The following is a 21,297-nucleotide window of genomic DNA, read 5'->3' as shown; positions in this document are numbered from 1 at the left end:
GGACTAGATTCGAAGGACCGAAGACTTGACAAGCCAGGAACACACACGCCGGGCGGACCGGCCGGGCACAGCAAGAAAGGGCGGTTGCGGTGAGGCACACAGACGACACGGGTGACGAGACCGAAATCGGCGCCGACTCGACGGGGACCGGGGCGGATCTCACCGTGCGTCAGCGCAAAGTGCTGGAGGTGATCCGGACCTCGGTGAGCGAGCGCGGCTACCCGCCGAGCATCCGGGAGATCGGCGACGCCGTTGGCCTCACGTCCACCTCGTCGGTGGCCCATCAGCTGCGGGCCTTGGAGCGCAAAGGCTACCTGCGCCGCGATCCCAACCGGCCGCGCGCGGTGGACGTCCGAGGCTTGGACGAAGTGGTGCGGTCGGTGACCAGCCTGCCGGTCACCGCGGTGGACGACACCGCGGCCGTCGCCGAGGCCGATCGGCCGGTGCCCACGTTCGTCCCGGTGCTCGGCCGCATCGCCGCCGGTGGCCCGATCCTGGCCGAGCAGGCCGTCGAGGACGTCTTCCCACTGCCGCGCGAACTGGTCGGCGACGGTTCGCTGTTCTTGCTGAAGGTTGTCGGTCAGTCCATGATCGACGCCGCCATCTGTGATGGCGACTGGGTCGTGGTGCGCCAGCAGAACGTCGCCGACAACGGTGACATCGTCGCGGCGATGATCGATGGCGAGGCCACGGTGAAGACCTTCAAGCGCACCGGTAAGGACGTCTGGCTGATGCCGCACAACCCGGTCTTCGAGCCGATCCCCGGCAACGACGCGCAGATCCTCGGCAAGGTCGTCACGGTCATCCGCAAGATCTGATCATCTCGGGGCGAACGACAATGGCCGCGCGGTGATCCGCGCGGCCATTGACGTCCCGGCGGCCGATCACATCACCGAGTGACCGGCCGCGCCGTCGAGCGGGCGAGCCGGCGGTTGGTCACTTCCAGCTGACGCGTTGTCATCGCCTCCAAGCCGCGAACCTGTACAGCGTCGAGACGTCCGCACAGTCGCCCCCAGTGCACCGCGACCCGCTCCCCCACTGACACATCCGGCACCGCGGCATATCCGTCCACCCGAATCGGCACGGGCTGCACCGATTCCGGTGACAACGCCAGGCGCTGTCCGTCCCAGCCGAGCCTGCGACAACGCAGCCCGATCTCGTTGCCGGTGCGGTCGAGCACCGTCCCCCAAGTGATCCGGCAACTGTCGAGCACATGCAGCGGATACTCATGGCCATGGCCGAGCAGCCGGGACCATGGGTACACGCCGAAGACGTGGAAGCAGTGGTTGGCCCCCGCTTCCTCGGCCAACTGCGGGGTGAGATGCGTCCAGTACCCGCCCGCGACCGGGCCGAGGAGTGCCAGCAGCTCGGCGGTGAACTCGGCGGGGTCCAGCGCCGCGCCTACCCCGCCGCCCAGCCAATAGGACTCGACCAGACGGCGATCCAGCGGATCGGCGATACCGGTCATCGTCGCCATCACCTGGAGATAGGGCCACGCGCCACTGAACCGGCGCGCCACCGCACGCACTTGCTCATCCGACCCGTCTCGCAAGGCGGCCGCGCCCGGTGGCCCGCAGTAGCCGAGCCGATTGGGCTCGTAGGCGTACCGGGCGAACATCTCCGCTCCGCCACTGGACATCAGCAGACCCTTTCACCGCGGCGGTCGGGGGCCCACCGCTGGTCGAGCCGGCCGAATCGCCACACCGCGACGGCGACCGCCCAGGTGAATACGAACAGGCCGACGACGAGGAAACCCATGGCGCCGAGATCCAGACCACCGACCCAGGCCAGCGGACCGTCGGCGATGCCGAGTTCCTCGGCCAGCAGCGAGATCAACTCCTGCAGGCCGATCAGCAGGGCGACCGCGACCGACAGCCCGGTCACCACGATGTTGTAGTAGATCGTGCGTAGCGGTCCGGCGAACGCCCACCCGTACGCGTAGTTCATGAACGCACCATCCAACGCGTCGAACAGCGTCATACCCGCCGAGAAGAGCACGGGCAGAACCAGAATCGCGTACCACGGCAGGTCGGTCGCCGCCGCGCCGCCCGCGATCACCAGAAGGCTCACCTCGGTGACGGTGTCGAAGCCCAGGCCGAACAGCAACCCGACCGGGTACATCTGCCATGGTGCGCGCACCGCGCGGGTCATCGGTCCGAGCACCCGGTGCAGTGCGCCGCGGTCGTCCAGATGTCGCCGCAGCGCCGCCTCATCGATGCTGCCTCGACGCATGCCGCGGAACACCCGCCAGATACCGATCAGCGAGATGAGATTCAGCAGACCGATAGCGAGGAGGAAGGTTCCCGACACGCCGGCACCGAACACCCCGGTGCATCGGTGCAGTCCGGAATCCTCGTCGCGCAGATCGCCTGCCAGCGACTTGACGCCGAACGCCAGTAGCGCGACGAGGAGGAAAACGATGGTGGAATGGCCCAGGGCGAACCAGAACCCGACCGAAAGCGGCTGCCGGCCCTCCGCCCTCAGCTTGCGGGTGACGTTGTCGATCGCGGCGACGTGATCGGCGTCGAAGGCGTGGCGCATGCCGAGCGTGTAGGCGGCGACGCCGAGACCGACGCCGAACACCGCACCGTCCACGACGTATCCGCCGGGAACGACGAGGAGCAGCAGCGCCACCCACCCGACGACGTGCAACGTGACGACGACCGACGCCATCCCGGCGACGCCGCGCGGCTGCCGCCGGGCCGACGGGCCCCGCGACGCCGCGCGCGTGTCTGCGATCCGAACGATGACGCACCTCGCCTTCTCGCTCCGGGCTCCGCCGAACCCGCCGGGGTCAGCAGATTCGCGGAAGCTGTTCGCCTGCAGGCAGATCCACCACGCGAGTGCCGCCGAGCGCCGTGCGGGCAACCACCATCCCGGGATGCTCGGAGACACACCGGCCGATGACCGCGGCCTGCGCGCCCAGCGGATGTTCCCGCATAGCCGCGAGCACCCGGTCGGCGTCCTCGGGAGCGACGAACGCCAAGAGCTTGCCCTCGTTGGCCACGTACATCGGGTCAAGTCCGAGCAGCCCGCAGGCGTCGCGCACCGCGTAGGGCACCGGAAGATGCCGTTCATCGAGCGCCACACCGACATTCGCCGCTCGCGCGATCTCGTTCAGCGACGCCGCGACGCCACCGCGCGTGGGATCGCGCAGCACGTGCACGTCGGCTCCGGTGGCCAGCATCGCGGCGACCAAGCCGTGCAGCGGCGCAGTGTCGCTGAGCACGGTGGTGCCGAACTCCAGTCCCTCGCGGCAGCTGAGCACCGCCACGCCGTGCACGCCGATGTCGCCGCTGACCAGCACGACGTCCCCTGCGGTCGCGCGCTGCGGCCGGATGTCCACGCCGGGGTCCACCAGACCGATTCCGGTGGTGTTGAGGTAGATACCATCGCCATGCCCGGCGTCGACCACCTTGGTGTCGCCGGTGACCAGCCGCACTTCCGCCGCCAAGGCCGCGGTGCCGACGTCCTGTGCGATGCGGGCGATGTCGGCGAGCGCGGTGCCCTCCTCCAGTATGAACGCCGTCGACAGCACCATCGGGCGCGCACCGGCCATGGCCAGATCGTTCACCGTGCCGTTGACCGCGAGCTCGCCGATCGTGCCGCCGGGGAACACCATCGGCTTGACCACGAACGAGTCGGTGGAGAACGCCAGCCGTGCACCACCGAGCGTGACCACGGCGGAGTCGCCCATATCCGCGTGCGCCGCCGCGCCGAACGCGGGCAGGAACAGATGCTCGATCAGTTCGCCGGACATGGCGCCGCCGCCGCCGTGCCCCATCACGATGTTCGGCGAGTCCCGCAGCGGCATCGGGCAGACCCAGCCCTCCATGTCGATCGTGGCGGGGGCGGTGGCTTCCTCACGCATGGGCCACCTCCGCGGGCAGATCCAACCGCCGGTAGAGGTAGTAGGCGGCGCACGCGCCTTCGGAGGACACCATGGTGGCGCCCAACGGGTTTCGCGGCGTGCACTGCTTGCCGAACGCCGCGCATTCGTTCGGTTTGATCAACCCCTGCAGCACTTCACCGGAGCGGCAGATCGTCGACTCGGCGGTATGCATGTCACCCACGGCGAACCGCTGTTCGGCGTCGAATTCGCGATAGCGCTCCGACAGCCGCCAGCCGCTGCCCGGGATCATCCCGATGCCGCGCCAGGCCCGGTCGGTGACCTCGAAGACGTCCTGCAGCATGGTCTTCGCCGCGGGGTTGCCCGCCGCGGACACCGCCCGCGGATAGGCGTTCTCCAGTTCGTGCCTGCCCGACTCGAGTTGCAGCACGGTGCGCCGGATGCCCTCCAGGATGTCCAGCGGCTCGAAGCCGGTGACCACCATCGGCACCCGATACTTCTCGGCCAGCGGCGGATATTCGTCGGTGCCCATCACGGTGCAGACATGCCCGGCGGCGAGGAAACCCTGCACCCGGCAGGTGGGTGACTCCATGATCGCGCCAATGGCCGGCGGGACGAGCACGTGCGACACCAGCAGCGAGAAATTCCGGATACCGAGCCGTTTCGCCTGGTACACCGTCATGGCGTTGGCCGGGGCGGTGGTCTCGAAACCGATGCCGAAGAACACGACCTCGCGGTCGGGATTCTCCTTCGCCAGATTGAGCGCGTCCAGCGGGGAGTAGACCACCCGGACGTCGCCGCCCTCGCTCTTGACCCGGAACAGGTCCTTCGAACTGCCGGGCACACGCAGCATGTCACCGAAGGAACAGAAGATCACGCCCGGTTGCGCGGCGATCTCCAGCGCTTTGTCGATCACCTCGAGCGGGGTGACGCAGACCGGACAGCCGGGGCCGTGGATCATCTCGATCTGGTCGGGCAGCAGCTGGTCGATGCCGTGGCGGATGATCGAATGGGTCTGTCCGCCGCAGACTTCCATGATCGCCCAGCGGCGGGTGGTCGCGGCGCGGATCCGCTCGAGCAGGCGTCCGGCCAGCTCGGGGTTGCTGAATTCGTCCAGGTACTTCATGACGTCGCCTCCGGTTCCTCGCGTGGTGGCTCGGCGGCGGGGTTCTGCACACCCGCCTGCTTCGCGGCGATCTCGAAGCCGTCGCCGAATTCCTCGTTCAGTACGCCCAAGTGCTCGAACTCGGCCAGGGTCCGCAGCGCGGACTCCTCGTCCAGCCGCTGGATCGCGAAGCCGACATGGACCACGACGTAGTCGCCGACCGCCGCGTCCGGGATGTATTGCAGGCACACGTCCTTGTGCACACCGCCGAAATCGACGACCGACATCAACGTGCCGTCCCGCTCGTGCAGGCTGAGCACTTTGCCTGGTACCGCAAGACACATCGTTGTTCTCCTTCGCTCATCCCTCGCTGCAGGCGAGGAGTTGCCCGAACGCGAGGCCGCCGTCGTTGGGCGGCAGTCGGCGGTGGGTGATCACGGTGAAACCGTTGTCCCGCAGCAGCGCACACGAGCGTGCGAGCAGCAGGGCGTTCTGGAAGACTCCGCCGGACAGCGCGACCACCGTCGCGGGGGCGGCGTAGCGGAGTGCGAGATCGAGCACCAACCGGGCCAGGGCCGCGTGGAACCGCGCGCCCACCACCTCGGCCGGTTCACCGGCGCGCACGTCGGCCACCACGGCCGTGAGCACCGGCGCGGGATCGATGGCGGCGGGATCGCCGTCCTCGATGTGGAACCGGTATTCGGTGGCGCCTTCCCCGCCGCGGCGCGACAGCCCCTCCAACTCGATCGCCGCCTGGGCTTCGTAGTCGACCGCGTGCCGCACGCCGCACAGCGAGGACACCGCGTCGAACAACCGGCCCATGCTCGAGGTCGGCGCGCAGCCCAGCCCGGTCCGGAACTGATGGGCCAGCACCGATCGCTCGGCGACCGGACACGCGGCGACCGCGGGAATGTCCTCCGTCCAGTCGATCCCGGCCGCCCACAGGTGCGCCAGTGCCATCCGGTAGGGCCTGCGCACCGCGAGATCGCCGCCCGCCAGCGGCACATACTTCAAGTGGGCCAGGCGCCGGTAACCCTTGTAGCCCGCGAGCAGGACCTCGCCGCCCCACACCGCACCATCCGGACCGAATCCGGTGCCGTCGAAGGCCATCCCGACCACTCGCTCAGTGGGGCCGAGGCCGTGCTCGCCCATCACGGCGGCGATGTGCGCGTGGTGGTGCTGCACGGTGTACACAGATCGCTCGCCCGCGTGCCTGCGCGCCCAGGCGGTGGAGCGGTAGCCGGGATGCGCGTCGGCGACCAGTTGCGCGGGCCGGACACCGGTGAGCTCCGCGAGGTGCCGCTGCGCGGCGTCGAAGGACCGCAGAGTCGCCAGATCATCCATGTCGCCGATGTGCTGACTGAGCCAGGCATAGCGTCCGTCGGCCACCGCGCAGGTGTTCTTCAGATCCGCGCCGACCGCGAGCGTCGGCGGCAGCGGCACCGGCAGCATCAGCGGCAGCGGCGCGTAGCCGCGGGAGCGCCGGACCGGCAGCTCGCGGCCGTCGAGCGCGCGCACCACCGAGTCGTCGCAGGGCACCAGGATGCGCCGGTTGTGCGACAGCCACCCGTCGGCCAGTCCGGCCAAGCGGGTGCGGGCGTCGTCGTCCTCGTAACAGATCGGTTCGCCACCGAGGTTGCCCGAGGTCATCACCAGCACCTGTGGGCCGGGCGGATCGCCGGGCAGGCCGAACAGCAGCAAGTGCAGCGGAGTGTAGGCCAGCATGACGCCCAGGTCCGGGTTACCGGGCGCGACCGAGGCGGCCGGGACCGGACACCGAGCTTCGGCAACGGCGTCGCCTGGTGCAACGGATCCTGCGGCCATCGACGGTCCGACGGCAGCGGGGGACGCCGCCGCTCCCGAAAGCGCGCCGGCCGATCGCACGGGCGCGGACCGGCGGGCGAGCAGGACGATCGGCCGGGCCGGGCTGGTCAGCAGCGCCGCGGCCGCGTCGTCGACCTCGACGATGGCGCGGGCGGTGGCGAGGTCGGGCACCATCACGGCGAAGGGCTTGTCGCCGCGGCGTTTACGCCTGCGCAGCTCGGCGACGGCCGCATCGTTCGCGGCGTCGCAGGCGAGGTGGTACCCGCCGATGCCCTTGACCGCCAGGATGCCGCCCGTGCGCAGCAGTTCCCGCGCGGCCGCAGGCGGCGCACCGCTACCGGGGCCGGAGTAGGCCAGTGCCGGGCCGCAGTCGGGGCAGGCGATCGGCTGGGCATGAAAGCGCCGGTCGGTGGGATCGGCGTATTCCCGTGCGCAGCGGTCACACATGGCGAAGTCCGCCATGGACGTCCGCTCTCGGTCGTAGGGCAGGCTCGCGATGATGGTGAACCGTGGACCACAGTTGGTGCAGTTGATGAACGGATGGCGATAGCGGCGGTCCTGGGGATCGCGCAGCTCACGTTCGCAGTCGGCGCAGATCGCGACATCGGGCGAGGCCAGCGTGCGACCGCTGCCGTCGCTGGTGGTCCCGGCGATATGGAAGCCGGTGCCGCCGCGCACCGCGATCTCGGCTTGGTCGACCGATTCGATCACGGCCAGCGGGGGCGGCCGCAGGCGCAACCGCTCGGTGAACGCGTCCAGATCCGCCTGCGCGCCCTCGATTTCGATGACGACCCCGCTGCTGTCGTTGCTCACGCTGCCGGACAGAGCCAGCTCGGCCGCGGTGGTGTAGACGAACGGACGGAACCCGACGCCTTGGACCACGCCGCGCACGAGTAGTCGCCGCCGCAGCCGCGTGGCGGTCATGGCAGGTCTCCGCGTTGCAGCAGGCGCAGCCCGTCCAGCGCCGCCGCGGCGCCCGCCTCGTCGGTCTTCTCCACGGCGAAGCCCATGTGGATGATCACCCAGTCGCCCGGTCGGGCCGGATCATCGTCCAGCAGGCCGATATTGACCTTCCGCTGCTCACCGGACACGTCCACCAGCGCGATCTGGTCGTGGTAGCCCTCGGGGATCTCCACCACCCGCCCCGGGATGCCCAGACACATGGGTCAGTCCTCCTGTCGCACCGTGGTCGGGGGAAGCGGCGAGGCGCCCCCTGGCTGCCCCGCTTCACCGGGACTCGCGACCGGTGCACCGAGCAACCCGGTGAGCACATCGCCGATGGCGGCGACGGCCTCATCGACCGCGGCGGCGACCGGCGCGGACAAGCCGATGCCCTCGTCCAGGCAGGCGACCTGGCAACCGACCACGACGGTCGGCGGCAGCGCACCGCCCAGCGCGCGCACTCCGGCGAAGACCGCGGCCGGAGTCATCGCGTGCGCGTCGAGATGCGCGGTGTCGCCGTCTTCCGGCGCGGCGCGGAACACCTCGACGCGGCCGGGCGCTCCGCGGCCGGGCACCGCGTCGACCAGCACCAGCGCGTCCCAGGGGTCGAGCAGGTCGTAGGCGAGGTGCATGCCGCGGATGCCGTAGTCCACCGCGCGCACGCCAGGGTGGTGCGGCAGGCGCCGCACCACCTCGGGTCCGAATCCGTCGTCGCCCAGGAAGATGTTGCCGATCCCGGCGATCAGCACCGTGGCCGTCGGCTCACTCCTCCCCTTCGGTCGGCGCCGTCGCGCCGCCGACTTCCGCGTCGTCGACCTTGCCCGTTGCCGTCTCGTCGGGCGCATTGGCGGTCTGCTTACGTCCTTCGAAGGGCGGGGTCGCCGGTTCGGCGCCGGTGGGGGGCGCCGTCGTGAACTCGGCCGCCCCTTCGGTGTCGGTGCCGTGGGCCGAGGTGATCTCCTCGTGGCCGATGTCGCCCGGTTCCCGGTCGGCCGGTCCTCCGGCGACGGTGTCGGCGCCGGTGTCACGCGAACCCGGCGCGCCGCGAGCCGACTGTGGCTCTTCACGTTGCTCACCCATGATGTTCCTTTCCGGTCGTCCTCTACATCTGCCGGATCTTCAGGTATCGCCGCAGGTCCGGTATCGCCCGCACACCCAGGTACAGCCCCACCGCCGCCAGCACGGCGACGATGCTCGTCGAGATCACTCCCACCCTTTCCATCGCGGACTTCCTTTCATTTGTCGGGGCCGTCGAGCGGCTCCAGTTCGTCGGGTGCGAAATACAGGTAGCGCCCGTACCACTCGTGCAGATCGGCGGCCGGATCGTCGTCCAGGACCACCCCCACGTGCACGTGACCGTCCACGTCCTCGTGCACCGAGACGACTCGTGCGCACTTGCCGGCGAAGAACAGGTCCTGCGCGTCCGCCCGCCGGGACGGACGCAACCTGACTCGGCTGCCCTGGCGCACCAGCACGCCCCCGACCGGCACCGCGTCGGACTCGGGGCGAACGGCGCCGTCCGCCAGCGGATCCCACCAATCGAGGCCCTCGGGGATCTCCGGAATCAGCCGCGGACGATCGGGATGCGGGTCGCGCAGGACGCCGTGCAACTGCCGCATCGCCTCCGGTGTCATTGCCTCGCAGCGGTCGATGATCTCCGCCGCGCGCGGATCGGTGGCCCGCGCTCGGGCCTTCTCCGCGTCGGTCATCGTCAGCACGCGCAGGGTGAGGATCTCGTCGATCTCGGTGGAGTCGAAAAGCGCGCCCTCGCTCTGCTCGGCGATCTCCGGATGGTCGTAGAGGATGATCGGCGAGATGAGCAGCATGCTGTAGTCGCCGGGTGGTCCGGCGAGCACGGGGAAGCAGCGGCGCCGCTCGCAACGACCGACCGCGGCCGCGGCGGCGGGCGGCGGGTCCAGCAGCGAGATGAACTGGCCGCCGGTGATCTCCGCGATGACGTGGGCGCCGATCAGCGAGCGCGCGATGGCGTCGCGTTGGTCGGTCGCAGGCGTCCCCTCGTTGCGCAGCACGACGGTCAGCCGCAGGTAGCCGTCGTCGCAATCGGTCGCGAGGGTGAGTTCGCCCGCGAGCGGAAGCCGGGTCCGCACCAACGCGCCTTCGGCCGCACCGGATGGCCCGGGAAGCTGCTCGGTATCGGTTCCACCCGGGATACGCAGTGGCCGAGCGATATTCGCGGGTGCGACCGGGCCGATGACGACTTCCTGCTCGACCGCCTCGTCCCAGGACAGCCACGACCGCCGGCCATCGGTCAGCTCGGTGACGGGCGTGCCGTCGGCATCCACCACTTGCCTGTGCTGGAGCTGAAGGAAACGGACCGCCACGGTGAGCTGGGGATTCTCCCCCGCGTCGATCAGGCACTGCGCCGACAGCGCCGACTCCTCGCCGAGCCCGGCCGCGGCGGCTCCCTCCGGGCCGAGCACGCCGAACTGCCACCGCGACTGGTTCTTACGCGCGTCGGCGCGATACGGGTAAAGCAGGTATCCCTCGTAGAGCACCGCGTCGGCCACGGCGCGGGCACGGGCACGGGATTCGGCGGTGGTCACGGCACCTCCTCGGCGTGCGCCAGCAGCCTCGTCACCGCGTCGTCGAAACCGAGCAGGCCGTGGCCGGATTTGTAGGCGGCGAGCGCCTCGAGGGTGTCCTTGTGCAAGCGCAGCCAGCCGGTGTTGGGGAAGTGCGCGGCCACCAGGTCATGCCAGACCGAGACCGGCATGTCGAACTTGTCCTCCCGGTCCCAGGGGATCTGCTGGATGGCGAATCCACCGCCGCCTTTGATGAAGACCGTCCCGCTGAACAGGAACAGCAGCGGAACCACGCCTCCGCGCAAGGCGTGCAGATACTTCGATCCGGTCACCTCGAAGTCATAGGTGCACGGCATCGGCAGATCGACTTCGGCGCCCCCGCTGAACCCGGGAACCATTGTGGCGCAGTGCATCCAGAGGAACGAGCGCTGGGTGTCGCGCCACCGCTCACGCGGACCGAACAGATCGACCAGCCCATCGGCTTCGTCCTCGGAGTAGCCGCGGCGGAACGGCTCGATGCGCACCTGCGCGCGTAAGGCGATGGCGTGCACGGGTTCCTCCGCCAGCGCGGCGATGCCCACGCGCGCGGACAGCATCGGCGCCGCCGCGTACGGCTCCGGTTTCATCCCGAGCACGGCGAAGGTCGTGGAGTAGACCGGGCTCATGCCGCACCGCCGGTTTGCGCGCGCGCCGCCGCGGCGGCGAAGAATTCCTCCAGGTAGCGCCGCACGTCCTGGCCGCCGTCGAATCCGCGCCACAGCAGGCGCATCCGGCCGACGAATTCGTAGCAGGCGTCGATCGGCAGCAGTAGGCAGCCGACCTGCCCGCTCCCGCGTTCGGGCATCCGGATCAGCAGCGCCTCCACGTCGGGCAGGAGCACGTCCAGCTCGGGATGGCGCTGGAGCATCGAATCCCACGCCGCGAGCGGCAACTCCGATTCGGTGGCACCGGCGGGGCCCGGATAGAACGCGACCGTCCGCCCCAGCGCGGAGTTGCGGAAGAAGAACGCGAGACCCACCGGGATCTCCAGCGCGTCCCACTCCGCCTGGCTGATCGTGACATCGGGAAACGCGAGATACCGATCCGGCACCGCCCGATAACGCAGCTGCGCGTTCTGATCGACGAACAGCAGATAGCAGCCGCGGCACACGCACATCAGCTGCCTGCCTTCGAGGTCCACGACGTGCTGGTGCTCGTCGGCGATCGGCTCGGCGCACATCTCGCACCGCTCGCCGGCCCGGGGCGGAGGCGTGCGATCGGCGGCGATCCGCTGCAGTGCGCGGAACGGCATGGTCACCCGTGCACCCCCACCGGCACCGCCACCGACAACTCGCCGGAGCGCACGAGGACTGGCAACGGCTCGAGGTGTCCGTCACCGTCGACGCGGGCGCCCGCGTGCACGACGTCGAAGTGCGCCCGGCAGGTCGGGCAGCGCAGCACCGCGTCACCGACCGGGAATCCGACGCGTCGCTCCAGGACCGCGCCCGCGAGCGAGTTGTCGCACGCGGGGCAGTGGTCGCGGTAGGCGTACACGTCGTCGCCCACCCGGCAGGCCAGCACGGCGAGCCCGGCGACGGCGAAACCGCCCACCTCGCCCGCGCGCAGCTCGGCCAGCTCGGGGACCGCGACCCAGTTGCCGGACCGCTGCCCGCCTGCGTGGACTCGGGAGAACAGCGAGTCGGCGGAGATCACCCCCGCCGACTCCGTCTGCGCCGCGACGACTTCGATGGACTCGATTTCCGGCGCCGCGGCCCGCACCGCGTCCTCGACGGCCAGCTCCAGCGTCACCGACGACGACGGACAGCTGCGGCAGCTGCCCGCCAGCTCCAGCCGGACCACCCCGTCGGTGACGTCGACGAGGTGTACATCGCCGCCGTGCGAACCGAGATAGGGACGCACGCTGTCCAGCGCCGTCCCCACCCGGGTAGCCACGTCGTGCGGGTGCAGCCCGTGCACCAGCAGCAGGCTCGCGACCAGGTCGTCGCGTGCCAGCCGCTCGATCGCCTCGGCGTCGAGCAGCCGCAGCACGCGGGTCAGTCCCGCGCCGTAGAGTTCGACGATCTCGCGCACGAGTTGCTCGGCGCGCTCGCGGGCGAGCGCACCGCCCGCCGAGCTCGCCTCCAGCAAGGTTTCGATGCGATCCCCGGCTTCGCGCCAGCGGGAATCATCGAGCGTCACGTCGTCCTGGTCGTCCAGGCGATCCTCCACCGTCACCTCCGGTCGCTCGGCCGACGCGGACTCACTCCGGAGTCAGCGTCTGCGTCGGTGAATGCAGCTTCTCCAGCGTCTGTCCCTTACCGAGGTACATGTGCACACCGCACGGCAGGCACGGGTCGAAACTGCGCACTGTGCGCATGATGTCGATCCCCTTGAAGTGCTCGCGGTCGTTCTCCTCGAAGATCGGCTGTCCTTGCACCGCGTCTTCGTACGGCCCCGGCGTGCCGAAGCTGTCGCGCGGGCTGGCGTTCCACGGCGTCGGCGGATACGGGTGGTAGTTGGCGATCTTCCCGTCCCGGATCACCATGTGGTGCGACAGCACGCCGCGCACCGCCTCGGTGAAGCCGCAGCCGATGCTCTCGTCGGGGACCTCGAACTTCTCCCAGGTCTTGGTGTGGCCCGCCCGGATCTCGGCCATCGCCTTCTCCGCGAAGTGCAGCGCGCAGGCCGCGGCGTACGCCTGGAAGTAGGTGCGCGCGCGGTTGCGCTCGAGGGTGTTGCTGCCGTGCACCGGGATCTTCCATTCCAGCGTCACCGGACCTTTGAGCGCGGTCTTGGGCAGATTGATCTGCACGCTGTTCCCGGTCGACTTCACGTAGCCGATGTCGACCAGGTTGGCCAGCGCCGTCGTCCACAGCCGTGCCAGCGGGCCGCCGCCGGTGTCCAAGGCGAGGTGGTCGGTGCCGTCGAACCAGCGGGGCGACATCACCCAGCTGTACTTGTCTTCCAGGTCCCGCTTCTGCGGCTTGGGGTTGGTGTGCTGGTTCCAGGGGTGACGCCGGTCCACCGGATTGCCGAGCGGATCGGTCTTGACGAACATCTCCTGATCGGTCCAGTCGTCGTAGTACGAGCTGCCCAAAAGAATCCGGAGGCCCAGGTTGATGTCGACCAGAGAGGTGGTCAGCAGCTTGCCGTCGACCACGACACCGGGGGTGACGAACATCTTGCGGCCCCAGTCCTCCATGTCCTTGTACTCGAAGTTGCAGAACTCGGGATCCTGCAACGAGCCCCAGCAACCCAGCAGCGTGCGCCGCAGGCCGACCTGCTCGTAACCCGGCAGCGCCTCGTAGAAGAAGTCGAACAGGTCGTCGTGCATGGGCACGACCTTCTTCATGAACTCCACGTAGCGCATCAGCCGGGTCATGTAGTCGGTCATCAGCTGGATCGTCGCCACGGTGCCGACGCCGCCGGGATACAGCGTGGACGGGTGCACATGCCTGCCTTCCATCAGGCAGAACATCTCGCGGGTGATCCGGCTGACCTGCAGCGCCTCCCGGTAGAACTCGCCGGTGAACGGGTTGAGCGCCCGCATGATGTCGGCGATCGTGCGGTAGCCGTGCTCGCCCGCGTGCGGCGCCTCGGTGTTCTCCGCCCTGGCCAGCACGCCGGGATTGGTCTCCGAGACCATCTTCTCGCAGTAGTCCACGCCGACCAGGTTCTCCTGGAAGATGTTGTGGTCGAACATGTATTCCGCGGCTTCGCCCAGGTTGACGATCCACTCCCCCAGATGCGGCGGGCGCACGCCGTAGGCCATGTTCTGGCAGTAGCACGAGCAGGTGGCGTGGTTGTCGCCGCAGATACCGCAGATGCGGCTGGTGATGAAGTGCGCGTCGCGCGGGTCCTTGCCGCGCATGAAGATCGAATAGCCGCGGAAGATGGCCGAAGTGCTGTGGCACTCGACCACTTCCCGATTCTCGAAGTCGATCTTGGTGTAGATGCCGAGGCTGCCGACGATGCGAGTGATCGGATCCCAGGCCATCTCGACGAGACGGTCCGGTTCGATCGTTCGGTGCGACGGCTCCGGGATGATCTGGGTCATCGGAGATCCTCCTACCAGGTGCGGGTCGCGCCGGTTTCCAGCTTCCGGCCCTTGTGCCGCCAGTGCGGCTCCTTGTCGACCGTGCGTGCGGTGATATGGCGGAGTCCGCGGATCACCGATCCGTAGAGCCCCGAAGTGGCGGACGAGAACTTTCCGCCGGGCGGTTCGTCCATGAACGGCATGAATTTGTCCGGGAAGCCCGGCATGGTGCAGGCGATGCAAATGCCGCCGACGTTCGGGCAGCCGCCCAACCCGTTCATCCACCCGCGCTTGGGCACGTTGCACTTGACCACCGGCCCCCAGCAGCCCAGTTTCACCAGGCAGGTCGGAGAGCCGTACTCGGTGGCGAATTCACCCTGCTCGTAGTAGCCCCCGCGATCACAACCTTCGTGCACGGTCGCGCCGAACAGCCACTTCGGCCGCAGCGCGTCGTCGAGCGGGATCATCGGCGCCTGTCCGGTCGCCATATAGAGCAGGTAGGTGAGCGTCTCGGCCAGGTTGTCCGGCTGGATGGGGCAGCCGGGCACGCAGATGATCGGAATGCCCGCCTTGCTCTTCCACTCCCAGCCGAGGTAGTCGGGGACGCCCATGGCACCGGTCGGATTACCGGCCATCGCATGGATGCCGCCGTAGGTCGCGCAGGTACCCGCCGCCACGATGGCGGTCGCCTTCGGCGCGAGACGATCCAGCCATTCGCTGGTCGTCATGGGCTGACCGGTGGCTGGGTTGTTACCGAACCCGCACCAGTAGCCTTCCTCCTTCAGTTGCTCGTTCGGGATGGATCCCTCGACCACCAGGACGAACGGCTCGAGCTCGCCGCGGTCGGCCTTGAAGAACCACTCCAGGAAATCGTCGGCACCGCCATTGGGGCCGCATTCGAAGTCGATGAGCGGCCAGTGCACGGCGATCTTCGGCAGACCGGGTAACGCGCCGAGGGCGATTTCTTCGATGCTCGGCTGGGTGGCGGCCGTCAAGGCGACCGAGTCACCGTCACAACTGAGTCCTGCATTGATCCAGAGAACGTGGATCAACGTTTCTTCGGCTTGTACTGCTTCCTGAGTGGGCATACCTCGCCACCTTCCGCAGCGGACCACCGGGGGCCGAATCTCACCTTTCTCGAAGAAGGGGTCACCCGGAGATGTGATCCTGATCGCTACATGTTAGCTCGCTCGGCGGCTCGATCGGGAGCCGCCGAACCGGCCGCGCGCCGTTGCGCGGCCAGCCAGTCGTACCAGTGCGACAGGCCTGCACCGCTGCTCACCGACAGCGGTAGGACCTCGACGCCGGGGTGTATCGCGGCGATGTATTCCCGGCATCGGTCCAGGTCGAAGTCGACGTAGGGCAGCAGGTCGATCTTGTTCACCAGCACCAGTCCCGCTGCCTGGAACATGTGCGGGTATTTCAGCGGTTTGTCGGTGCCTTCGGTGACCGAGATGATCACCACCTTCTCCCGCTCCCCCAGATCGAACAGCGCCGGGCAGACCAGGTTTCCGACGTTCTCCACCAGCAGCAGCGTGCCGGGCGCGGGATCGAGCGTCTCCAGCGCGCGGTACATCATCGCGGCGTCCAGGTGGCAGCCCGCGCCGGTGTTGATCTGCACGACCTGGCAACCGGTGGCCGCGATCCGTTCGGCGTCCAGCATCGTCGCCTGATCGCCCTCGATCACCGCGATCGGGAACTGACCGGACTCGCGGATGGTGCGCTCCAGCAGAGTGGTCTTGCCCGCGCCCGGTGAGCTGGTGAGGTTCAGCGCGACGATGTCGCGCTCGGCCAGCCACGCCCGGTTACGCTGCGCCAGTTCGTCGTTCTTGGCCAGAACCTTCAGCTCCAGGCTGACCGTCTCGGTGGTGGGCGGGTGCACGTGGTCGGCGCTCCCGCCGTGATGGTGATGGTGGTGCTCGTGTGCGTCCTGATGGTCTGCCGAGTGGGCGTGGTCGTGCCCGTCATCGTGTTGATGGTCGTGCGGTACGTGGATCACCGCGGTGGTGTCGTCGCCGCATCCACAGGTTGCGCACATGACTCACTCACCTCCATCGATCGGATTCGCAGCTCGCGCCCGGAGCGGATGTCGACGTCGGCGCTGCCGCAGGAACACAGCAGGATGGGATCGGCGAGCCGGAATTCGGCTCCGCAGGTCCGGCATGCCGCGACGCCGGGAATCTCCACCAGGATCAGATCCGCGCCCTCGGCCACGGTGTCCTCGGCCGCGACTTCGAAGCAGAACCGCATGGCCTCGGGCACGACGGCGCACAGGGCGCCCACCTCGACGGTGACGGCGTACACCCGTCGTCCCTCCGCATACTCGCAGACGGCGTCGATGACGCTCTGGGTGATCGCCATTTCGTGCAACGCGACCTCGATTCGTCGAGCGGACCCTTCTGAGGCTACTCCCGGGCAAACTGGACGCGGGTGGAATCGTCAATGCTCCCGCGAACTCGTCAGCCGAGGTAGCAGGCGCATAACAGCCGAGATACGGCTGTGGCCGAGACGCTATCCATTGGTCTCGGCCACACCGGCAGCAACGCATCCTGCATACCCGAACCGCTCCGCGTTACACGCCGTGCGGGGATTGCAGAGGATCAGTCGTGGTTGACATTCGCGAGCACCTTGCCGCTGTTCGCATCGATGGTCACCTCGTGCTCCACACCGTCGGGCGTGGTGAGCTCGACCTCCCACACCGGGGTGCCGCGATCGGTGTCGAGTTCGGCGGAGTCGACGCGCCCGCCGGGCACGGCCTCGATCGCTTTGTCGATGGCCTGCTGCCGATTGATGCCGGGGTTCGCGACCAGCGACCAGTCCCGCGTGGCGGGATTGAAGGCGACGGTGTGATCGTGGCCGCCGGTGGCGATGGCGCCGAGGGCGAAGCTCACTCCGGCGACGACCGCAGCGACGGCGGTGCCGAGGATGATCCAGCGAAGCCCGGCGTAGGCGCGGCGGAAAGCGGTTGTCATGGGAACCTCCTGCGGGAGTATGGATCTCGAATGCTGGGACCACTGTCGCAAGAGGAAGCTGAAGGCAAGCTGAAGCCACCTGAAGACCGTTTCAGCATCCATCTGCGACCCTTGGTGGGTGCGTTTGTTGATCGTCGAGGACGAAAAGCGGTTGGCTCTCACCCTCGCAAAAGGGTTGTCCGCGGAGGGATTTGCCGTGGACGTGGTGCACGACGGCGCCGAGGGCCTGCATCTGGCGACCACCACCGAGTACGACCTGATCATCCTCGACATCATGCTGCCCGGCATGAACGGCTACCGGGTGTGCGCCGCGCTGCGCGCCGCGGGCAACGAGACACCGGTGCTCATGCTCACCGCGAAGGACGGCGAATACGACGAGGCCGAAGGTCTGGACACCGGAGCCGACGACTACCTCAGCAAGCCCTTCTCCTATCTGGTGCTCTTGGCCCGCATCCGAGCCCTGCTGCGCCGCCGGACCCGCGGCGGCGCACGAGTTCTGCGCGTCGGCGATCTGATCGTGGACCCGGCCACGCGCACCTGCCGTCGCGGCTCGCAGGATGTCGCGTTGACCGCCAAGGAATTCGCTGTCCTCGAGCAGCTGGCCGTGCGCGCCGGAGAGGTGGTGTCGAAAGCCGATATCCTGCACCATGTCTGGGACTTCGCCTACGACGGCGATCCGAATATCGTCGAGGTCTACATCAGCACGCTGCGCCGCAAGATCGACGCACCGTTCGGGCGCCGGTCCATCACCACCGTCCGTGGCGCGGGCTACCGGCTGGCGGCCGAGGCGTGACCCGCCGGTTACCGAGGTGGGCGTGGTGGCGATCGGTGCGGGCGCGCACCACGGTCGCGGCGACGGCCGTGGTCGCGGTGGCGTTGACGGCGGCCGGGCTCGCGGTGCTGGCGGTGTTGCGGCACAACTTGGTCGAGAGTGCGAGCTTGCAGGCGGAAACCACCGCACGCGATGTGGCGGTCGAGATCGCGGCGGCAGGCGACCTCAGCCGATTGACGCTGCCCGACGCCGAAGACCATCCGGTTCACCTAGTTTCAGTTGACGGCCGAGTCTTGGCGGCCGCTCCGGAGCTCCAGGGCAAACCGCCGATGGCCAACTTCGGGCCCTACGCGAAATCCCGCGACGACGAGGACGACGAAGAGGATGACGACGAGGAGGAGCAGGACGACGACGAGCAGAGCACCTCGACGCCCGCCGATCCCGCGACGGCCGAAGCGGAATTCGGTGACATACGACTGACAGTGGATGCCGAGGACGGACCCGAACCGTTCCGGGTCGCCGCGCTTCCGGTGACCCTCCCGAGCGGGCAGCCCGCCACGATCTACGCGGGCGCCTCCCTGGAGACCGCCGACAGCGCGGTGGCGGACGCGAGGCAAGCCATGCTGATCGGCCTGTCACCACTGCTCGTCGTCGTTGCCGCCGTGACCTGGTTGGTCACCCGGCGCGCCCTGCGCCCCGTGGAGGCGATCCGCGCGCAGCTCGCGGAGATCATGGACGGCGACCTCTCCCGCCGCGTTCCCGAACCCGGCTCACGCGACGAAATCGCCAGGCTGGCAATTACTACCAACGCCACGCTCGCCGCCCTGGAGGAATCCTCGGAGCGCCAACGCCAATTCATCGCCGACGCCGCCCACGAATTACGCAGCCCCATCGCCAGCCTGCGCACGCAACTCGAAGTGGCACAAGCCCATCCGGACCTGTTGGAACTCGACGGGCTGATCGACGACACCATCCGGCTGGAACACCTCGCCGCCGACCTGTTGCTGCTGGCTCGGCTCGACGCGGGCGAGCAACCGCGCTCCGACCGCGTCGACCTGACCGCCCTCGTCCCCGACGAGCTGGCCCACCGGGTCGGCGACCGGCTCGCCGTGGACGTCGCCGTCCCCGATGAGCCGATCATGGTCACCGGCAGCCGGACCCAGCTCGCCCGCGTGCTGGGCAACCTCGTCGACAACGCCCAGCGCCACGCCAAGAGCTCCGTGCGCGTCGCCGTGGAACCCAGCAGCGACGGGCAAGTCCTGCTGACGGTCACCGATGACGGCCCGGGTGTGCCGCCTAACGACCGAGACCGCGTCTTCCAGCGATTCGTCCGGCTGGACGACGCCCGCACCCGCGACGAAGGCGGCGCGGGTCTGGGCCTGGCCATCGTCCGCGATGTCGTCGAGCACCACGGAGGCACCATCCACGTCACCGACGGCGTAGCCGGCGGCGCCCACTTCGTCGTCACCCTGCCCGCCGCTCGCGTGTGAGTCCTGCTCACGGTCATTCCTCACCGAAGGAGTCGGGGATTACCGCGACCCGGTCCATGGTGGCCCGGTTTCACGAGACGCGAGGTTCACAGCTGCTCAAAACTTCCAGGTCATCGGCCTCGGCGCCATGCTGGTCGGCGGACTCTGTCGATATCGTCAGCCGACCATCACGACCTCCTCGGTAGTGCTCGGCGCAGGAGCGGGGGTGGGCTTGCGCCGCGCCGGGAGCAGGGCGGCGACGGCGGCGGTGCCGACCGCCAGCACGATCGCTGCGATCAGGCTGGTGTGCGATACCGCGTGGGCGAAGGCGGCATCCGCGGCGGAGATGAGTTGCGCGGCCTGTTCACGCATCCCGGCTTCGCCGATCCGCTGGGCCACGATGAGCGCGCCGCCGATGGAATCCTGAGCGACGTCGGCCGCCTCGGCGGGCAGTCGGCCGTCGACGAGGGGAGCGATCTCATCGGTGTAGGCGGTGCCGAGCAGCGAGCCCAGGATGGCGATGCCCAGCGTGCCGCCCAGCTCCACGGACGTGTCGTTGACCGCGCCGCCCACGCCGAGCAGCCGCTCCGGGAAGGCATCCATGATGGTGTCGGTGGCGGGAGAGACGCTGAGGCCGATCGCGAGGCCCAGCAGGATCAGCGGCCAGACGAACGCCCCGTAGCCGGATTGGGCGTCGACCTGGGTCAGGATCACCAGCGCGAGGGTGCCGACGGCCATGCCCGCCACGACCATGGTCCGCAGTCCGAGCCGCGGGGTCAGCACACCGGTGATCGCCGAGCCGACGAAGACCGCGCCCGCCAGCGGCAACAGCCGCACACCGGTGGCCAGTGGGTCGTATTCGAGCACGAACTGCAGATGCTGGGTGATGTAGTAGATCGAACCGAACGCGGCCAGGAAGAACAGCAGCACAGCGAGATTCGCGCCCGCGAACGCGCGATCCCGGAACTTGCGGATGTCGAGCATGGGGTTGGGGTGGCGCAGTTCCCAGGCGATGAACCCGGCGGTGGCGAGAGCGGCCAGGATGCCCGCAATCACCGCGGAGGTGTGCCAGCCGTTGCGGGGGCCTTCGATGATCATGTAGACGAGCGCTGCGACAGCGACCACGGACAGTGCGCCGCCGGTGAGATCCAGCCGCTGTGTCGTGTCCGCCTTCGACGGCGGGACCAGCACCAGCGCCGCGCCGATCGAAACGACCGCGATGGGAACGTTGATCAGGAAGGTCGACGCCCAACCGTTGTCCTGGAGCAGCCAGCCCGCCACCAGCGGGCCGACGGCGATGGCCAGGCCGGTGGTCGCCGTCCAGATCGTAATAGCGGTGGCGCGCTCCCGTTTCGGGAACGTTGCCACCAACAGGGACAGCGTCGCGGGCATGATCATCGCGGCCGCGGTGCCCATGATCGCGCGGGCGGCGATCACCCAGTCGGCGCTGTCGACGATCGAACCCAGCACCGCGCCGCTCGCGAAAACGGCGAGACCCAGCAGCAGCATGCCGCGGCGGCTGTACTTGTCGCCGATCGCGCCCATGAGCAGCATCAGCGCGGCGTAGGGAATGGTGTAGGCGTCGATGATCCACTGCAGGTCCTGGCTGGACAAGCCCAGATCGACGGTCATATCGGGGGCGGCGACGATCAGCGACGTATTGGCCATGACGCCGATCAGCAGGCTCAGGCACAGGACCGCGAGCGCGGCCCAGCGTCGGCCATAGATGGTGCCCGGTTCCACCGGTGTGGTGACTAGCAGAGCCACGTTCAGTCCTCTCACTAAGATGCACATCCATGTGCAAT

Annotated in this window: 23 protein-coding genes; 3 read left to right on the top strand and 20 right to left on the bottom strand. The window is 68.8% G+C overall.

From position 1 onward, the window contains the following. Positions 1-89: 89 nt before the first annotated feature. The gene (gene lexA / locus IU459_RS04250; RefSeq protein ID WP_195128087.1) at positions 90-818 is read left to right on the top strand and encodes a transcriptional repressor LexA; all 729 of its coding nucleotides are present in this window, start codon (positions 90-92) and stop codon (positions 816-818) included. A 71-nt stretch (positions 819-889) separates the two neighbouring features. Here lexA and IU459_RS04245 read toward each other — a convergent pair whose 3' ends face one another. The 19 genes from IU459_RS04245 to IU459_RS04160 form a co-directional block, all read right to left on the bottom strand. Continuing rightward, complete coding sequence (locus IU459_RS04245; RefSeq protein WP_228837292.1) at positions 890-1,639, bottom strand: DUF6390 family protein; 750 nt, start codon at positions 1,637-1,639, stop codon at positions 890-892. Beyond that, positions 1,639-2,673 (bottom strand): HoxN/HupN/NixA family nickel/cobalt transporter, encoded by a 1,035-nt coding sequence (locus IU459_RS04240; RefSeq protein WP_195128086.1) that lies wholly within the window; start codon positions 2,671-2,673, stop codon positions 1,639-1,641. The genes IU459_RS04245 and IU459_RS04240 overlap by 1 nt, the downstream gene beginning before the upstream one ends. A 121-nt stretch (positions 2,674-2,794) precedes the next feature. After that, on the bottom strand, positions 2,795-3,871 hold the full coding sequence (gene hypE / locus IU459_RS04235) for a hydrogenase expression/formation protein HypE (protein WP_195128085.1): 1,077 nt from the start codon (positions 3,869-3,871) through the stop codon (positions 2,795-2,797). Continuing rightward, positions 3,864-4,976 carry a hydrogenase formation protein HypD gene (hypD, locus tag IU459_RS04230; protein WP_195128084.1) on the bottom strand — a complete coding sequence of 371 codons (1,113 nt, stop codon included), beginning with the start codon at positions 4,974-4,976 and terminating at the stop codon, positions 3,864-3,866. Before hypD ends, hypE begins: the two co-directional genes overlap by 8 nt. Beyond that, positions 4,973-5,299, bottom strand: coding sequence for a HypC/HybG/HupF family hydrogenase formation chaperone (locus IU459_RS04225; protein WP_067473178.1), 327 nt, complete (start codon positions 5,297-5,299; stop codon positions 4,973-4,975). The genes hypD and IU459_RS04225 overlap by 4 nt, the downstream gene beginning before the upstream one ends. Positions 5,300-5,315: 16 nt before the next feature. Continuing rightward, positions 5,316-7,703, bottom strand: coding sequence for a carbamoyltransferase HypF (locus IU459_RS04220; RefSeq protein WP_195128083.1), 2,388 nt, complete (start codon positions 7,701-7,703; stop codon positions 5,316-5,318). Next, complete coding sequence (locus IU459_RS04215) at positions 7,700-7,942, bottom strand: HypC/HybG/HupF family hydrogenase formation chaperone (protein WP_195128082.1); 243 nt, start codon at positions 7,940-7,942, stop codon at positions 7,700-7,702. Before IU459_RS04215 ends, IU459_RS04220 begins: the two co-directional genes overlap by 4 nt. A gap of 3 nt (positions 7,943-7,945) precedes the next feature. After that, the gene (locus tag IU459_RS04210) at positions 7,946-8,470 is read right to left on the bottom strand and encodes a hydrogenase maturation protease (RefSeq protein ID WP_324198733.1); all 525 of its coding nucleotides are present in this window, start codon (positions 8,468-8,470) and stop codon (positions 7,946-7,948) included. Between the two features lie 13 nt (positions 8,471-8,483). Next, positions 8,484-8,801, bottom strand: a complete 318-nt coding sequence (locus IU459_RS04205; protein ID WP_195128080.1) for a hypothetical protein — start codon at positions 8,799-8,801, stop codon at positions 8,484-8,486. A 22-nt stretch (positions 8,802-8,823) separates the two neighbouring features. Then, positions 8,824-8,943, bottom strand: coding sequence for a DUF6893 family small protein (locus tag IU459_RS40465; RefSeq protein WP_440446459.1), 120 nt, complete (start codon positions 8,941-8,943; stop codon positions 8,824-8,826). Between the two features lie 13 nt (positions 8,944-8,956). After that, positions 8,957-10,285 (bottom strand): hypothetical protein, encoded by a 1,329-nt coding sequence (locus IU459_RS04200; protein WP_195128079.1) that lies wholly within the window; start codon positions 10,283-10,285, stop codon positions 8,957-8,959. After that, complete coding sequence (locus tag IU459_RS04195; protein WP_195128078.1) at positions 10,282-10,929, bottom strand: DUF6084 family protein; 648 nt, start codon at positions 10,927-10,929, stop codon at positions 10,282-10,284. Before IU459_RS04195 ends, IU459_RS04200 begins: the two co-directional genes overlap by 4 nt. Next, on the bottom strand, positions 10,926-11,555 hold the full coding sequence (locus tag IU459_RS04190) for a DUF5947 family protein (protein ID WP_195128198.1): 630 nt from the start codon (positions 11,553-11,555) through the stop codon (positions 10,926-10,928). Before IU459_RS04190 ends, IU459_RS04195 begins: the two co-directional genes overlap by 4 nt. Positions 11,556-11,557: 2 nt before the next feature. Beyond that, positions 11,558-12,472 (bottom strand): NifU family protein, encoded by a 915-nt coding sequence (locus IU459_RS04185; protein WP_195128077.1) that lies wholly within the window; start codon positions 12,470-12,472, stop codon positions 11,558-11,560. Positions 12,473-12,503: 31 nt separating this feature from the next. Then, positions 12,504-14,300, bottom strand: a complete 1,797-nt coding sequence (locus tag IU459_RS04180) for a nickel-dependent hydrogenase large subunit (RefSeq protein WP_195128076.1) — start codon at positions 14,298-14,300, stop codon at positions 12,504-12,506. 11 nt (positions 14,301-14,311) lie between these two features. Then, entirely contained in the window at positions 14,312-15,367 is a 1,056-nt protein-coding gene (locus IU459_RS04175; RefSeq protein ID WP_195128075.1) for a hydrogenase expression protein HypE, read from the bottom strand. 86 nt (positions 15,368-15,453) lie between these two features. Next, positions 15,454-16,317: a hydrogenase nickel incorporation protein HypB gene (gene hypB, locus IU459_RS04170; protein ID WP_195128074.1), complete on the bottom strand. Its 864-nt coding sequence runs from the start codon at positions 16,315-16,317 to the stop codon at positions 15,454-15,456. Next, positions 16,275-16,649: a hydrogenase maturation nickel metallochaperone HypA gene (gene hypA, locus IU459_RS04165; RefSeq protein ID WP_195128073.1), complete on the bottom strand. Its 375-nt coding sequence runs from the start codon at positions 16,647-16,649 to the stop codon at positions 16,275-16,277. Before hypA ends, hypB begins: the two co-directional genes overlap by 43 nt. 230 nt (positions 16,650-16,879) lie before the next feature. Further along, on the bottom strand, positions 16,880-17,251 hold the full coding sequence (locus IU459_RS04160) for a PepSY domain-containing protein (RefSeq protein ID WP_195128072.1): 372 nt from the start codon (positions 17,249-17,251) through the stop codon (positions 16,880-16,882). A gap of 118 nt (positions 17,252-17,369) precedes the next feature. Here IU459_RS04160 and IU459_RS04155 point away from each other — a divergent pair, with 118 nt between their 5' ends. Further along, entirely contained in the window at positions 17,370-18,044 is a 675-nt protein-coding gene (locus tag IU459_RS04155) for a response regulator (protein WP_195128071.1), read from the top strand. 35 nt (positions 18,045-18,079) lie between these two features. After that, entirely contained in the window at positions 18,080-19,513 is a 1,434-nt protein-coding gene (locus IU459_RS04150) for a sensor histidine kinase (protein WP_324198732.1), read from the top strand. A gap of 156 nt (positions 19,514-19,669) precedes the next feature. On the opposite strand, the gene IU459_RS04145 is transcribed toward IU459_RS04150, so the two are convergent. Beyond that, a complete protein-coding gene (locus IU459_RS04145) occupies positions 19,670-21,259 on the bottom strand; it encodes a DHA2 family efflux MFS transporter permease subunit (protein ID WP_195128069.1) in 1,590 nt (529 codons plus the stop codon). Between the last annotated feature and the right edge of the window lie 38 nt (positions 21,260-21,297).

The sequence above is a fragment of the Nocardia amamiensis genome, from assembly GCF_015477605.1.
In the GTDB taxonomy this organism is placed as follows: domain Bacteria; phylum Actinomycetota; class Actinomycetes; order Mycobacteriales; family Mycobacteriaceae; genus Nocardia; species Nocardia amamiensis_A.
This window is presented reverse-complemented; position numbering and strand designations above follow the sequence as displayed.

What these genes read in the sequence shown, in the direction of transcription:
- IU459_RS04245 (WP_228837292.1), bottom strand. Translation starts at nt 1,639, where the DNA reads ATGTCCAGTGGCGGAGCGGAGATGTTCGCCCGGTACGCCTACGAGCCC.
- hypD (WP_195128084.1), bottom strand. Translation starts at nt 4,976, where the DNA reads ATGAAGTACCTGGACGAATTCAGCAACCCCGAGCTGGCCGGACGCCTG.
- IU459_RS04180 (WP_195128076.1), bottom strand. Translation starts at nt 14,300, where the DNA reads ATGACCCAGATCATCCCGGAGCCGTCGCACCGAACGATCGAACCGGAC.
- IU459_RS40465 (WP_440446459.1), bottom strand. Translation starts at nt 8,943, where the DNA reads ATGGAAAGGGTGGGAGTGATCTCGACGAGCATCGTCGCCGTGCTGGCG.
- IU459_RS04175 (WP_195128075.1), bottom strand. Translation starts at nt 15,367, where the DNA reads ATGCCCACTCAGGAAGCAGTACAAGCCGAAGAAACGTTGATCCACGTT.
- IU459_RS04215 (WP_195128082.1), bottom strand. Translation starts at nt 7,942, where the DNA reads ATGTGTCTGGGCATCCCGGGGCGGGTGGTGGAGATCCCCGAGGGCTAC.
- IU459_RS04240 (WP_195128086.1), bottom strand. Translation starts at nt 2,673, where the DNA reads ATGGCGTCGGTCGTCGTCACGTTGCACGTCGTCGGGTGGGTGGCGCTG.
- hypE (WP_195128085.1), bottom strand. Translation starts at nt 3,871, where the DNA reads ATGCGTGAGGAAGCCACCGCCCCCGCCACGATCGACATGGAGGGCTGG.
- IU459_RS04160 (WP_195128072.1), bottom strand. Translation starts at nt 17,251, where the DNA reads ATGACAACCGCTTTCCGCCGCGCCTACGCCGGGCTTCGCTGGATCATC.
- IU459_RS04205 (WP_195128080.1), bottom strand. Translation starts at nt 8,801, where the DNA reads ATGGGTGAGCAACGTGAAGAGCCACAGTCGGCTCGCGGCGCGCCGGGT.
- IU459_RS04225 (WP_067473178.1), bottom strand. Translation starts at nt 5,299, where the DNA reads ATGTGTCTTGCGGTACCAGGCAAAGTGCTCAGCCTGCACGAGCGGGAC.
- IU459_RS04220 (WP_195128083.1), bottom strand. Translation starts at nt 7,703, where the DNA reads ATGACCGCCACGCGGCTGCGGCGGCGACTACTCGTGCGCGGCGTGGTC.
- IU459_RS04195 (WP_195128078.1), bottom strand. Translation starts at nt 10,929, where the DNA reads ATGAGCCCGGTCTACTCCACGACCTTCGCCGTGCTCGGGATGAAACCG.
- IU459_RS04190 (WP_195128198.1), bottom strand. Translation starts at nt 11,555, where the DNA reads ATGCCGTTCCGCGCACTGCAGCGGATCGCCGCCGATCGCACGCCTCCG.
- hypB (WP_195128074.1), bottom strand. Translation starts at nt 16,317, where the DNA reads ATGTGCGCAACCTGTGGATGCGGCGACGACACCACCGCGGTGATCCAC.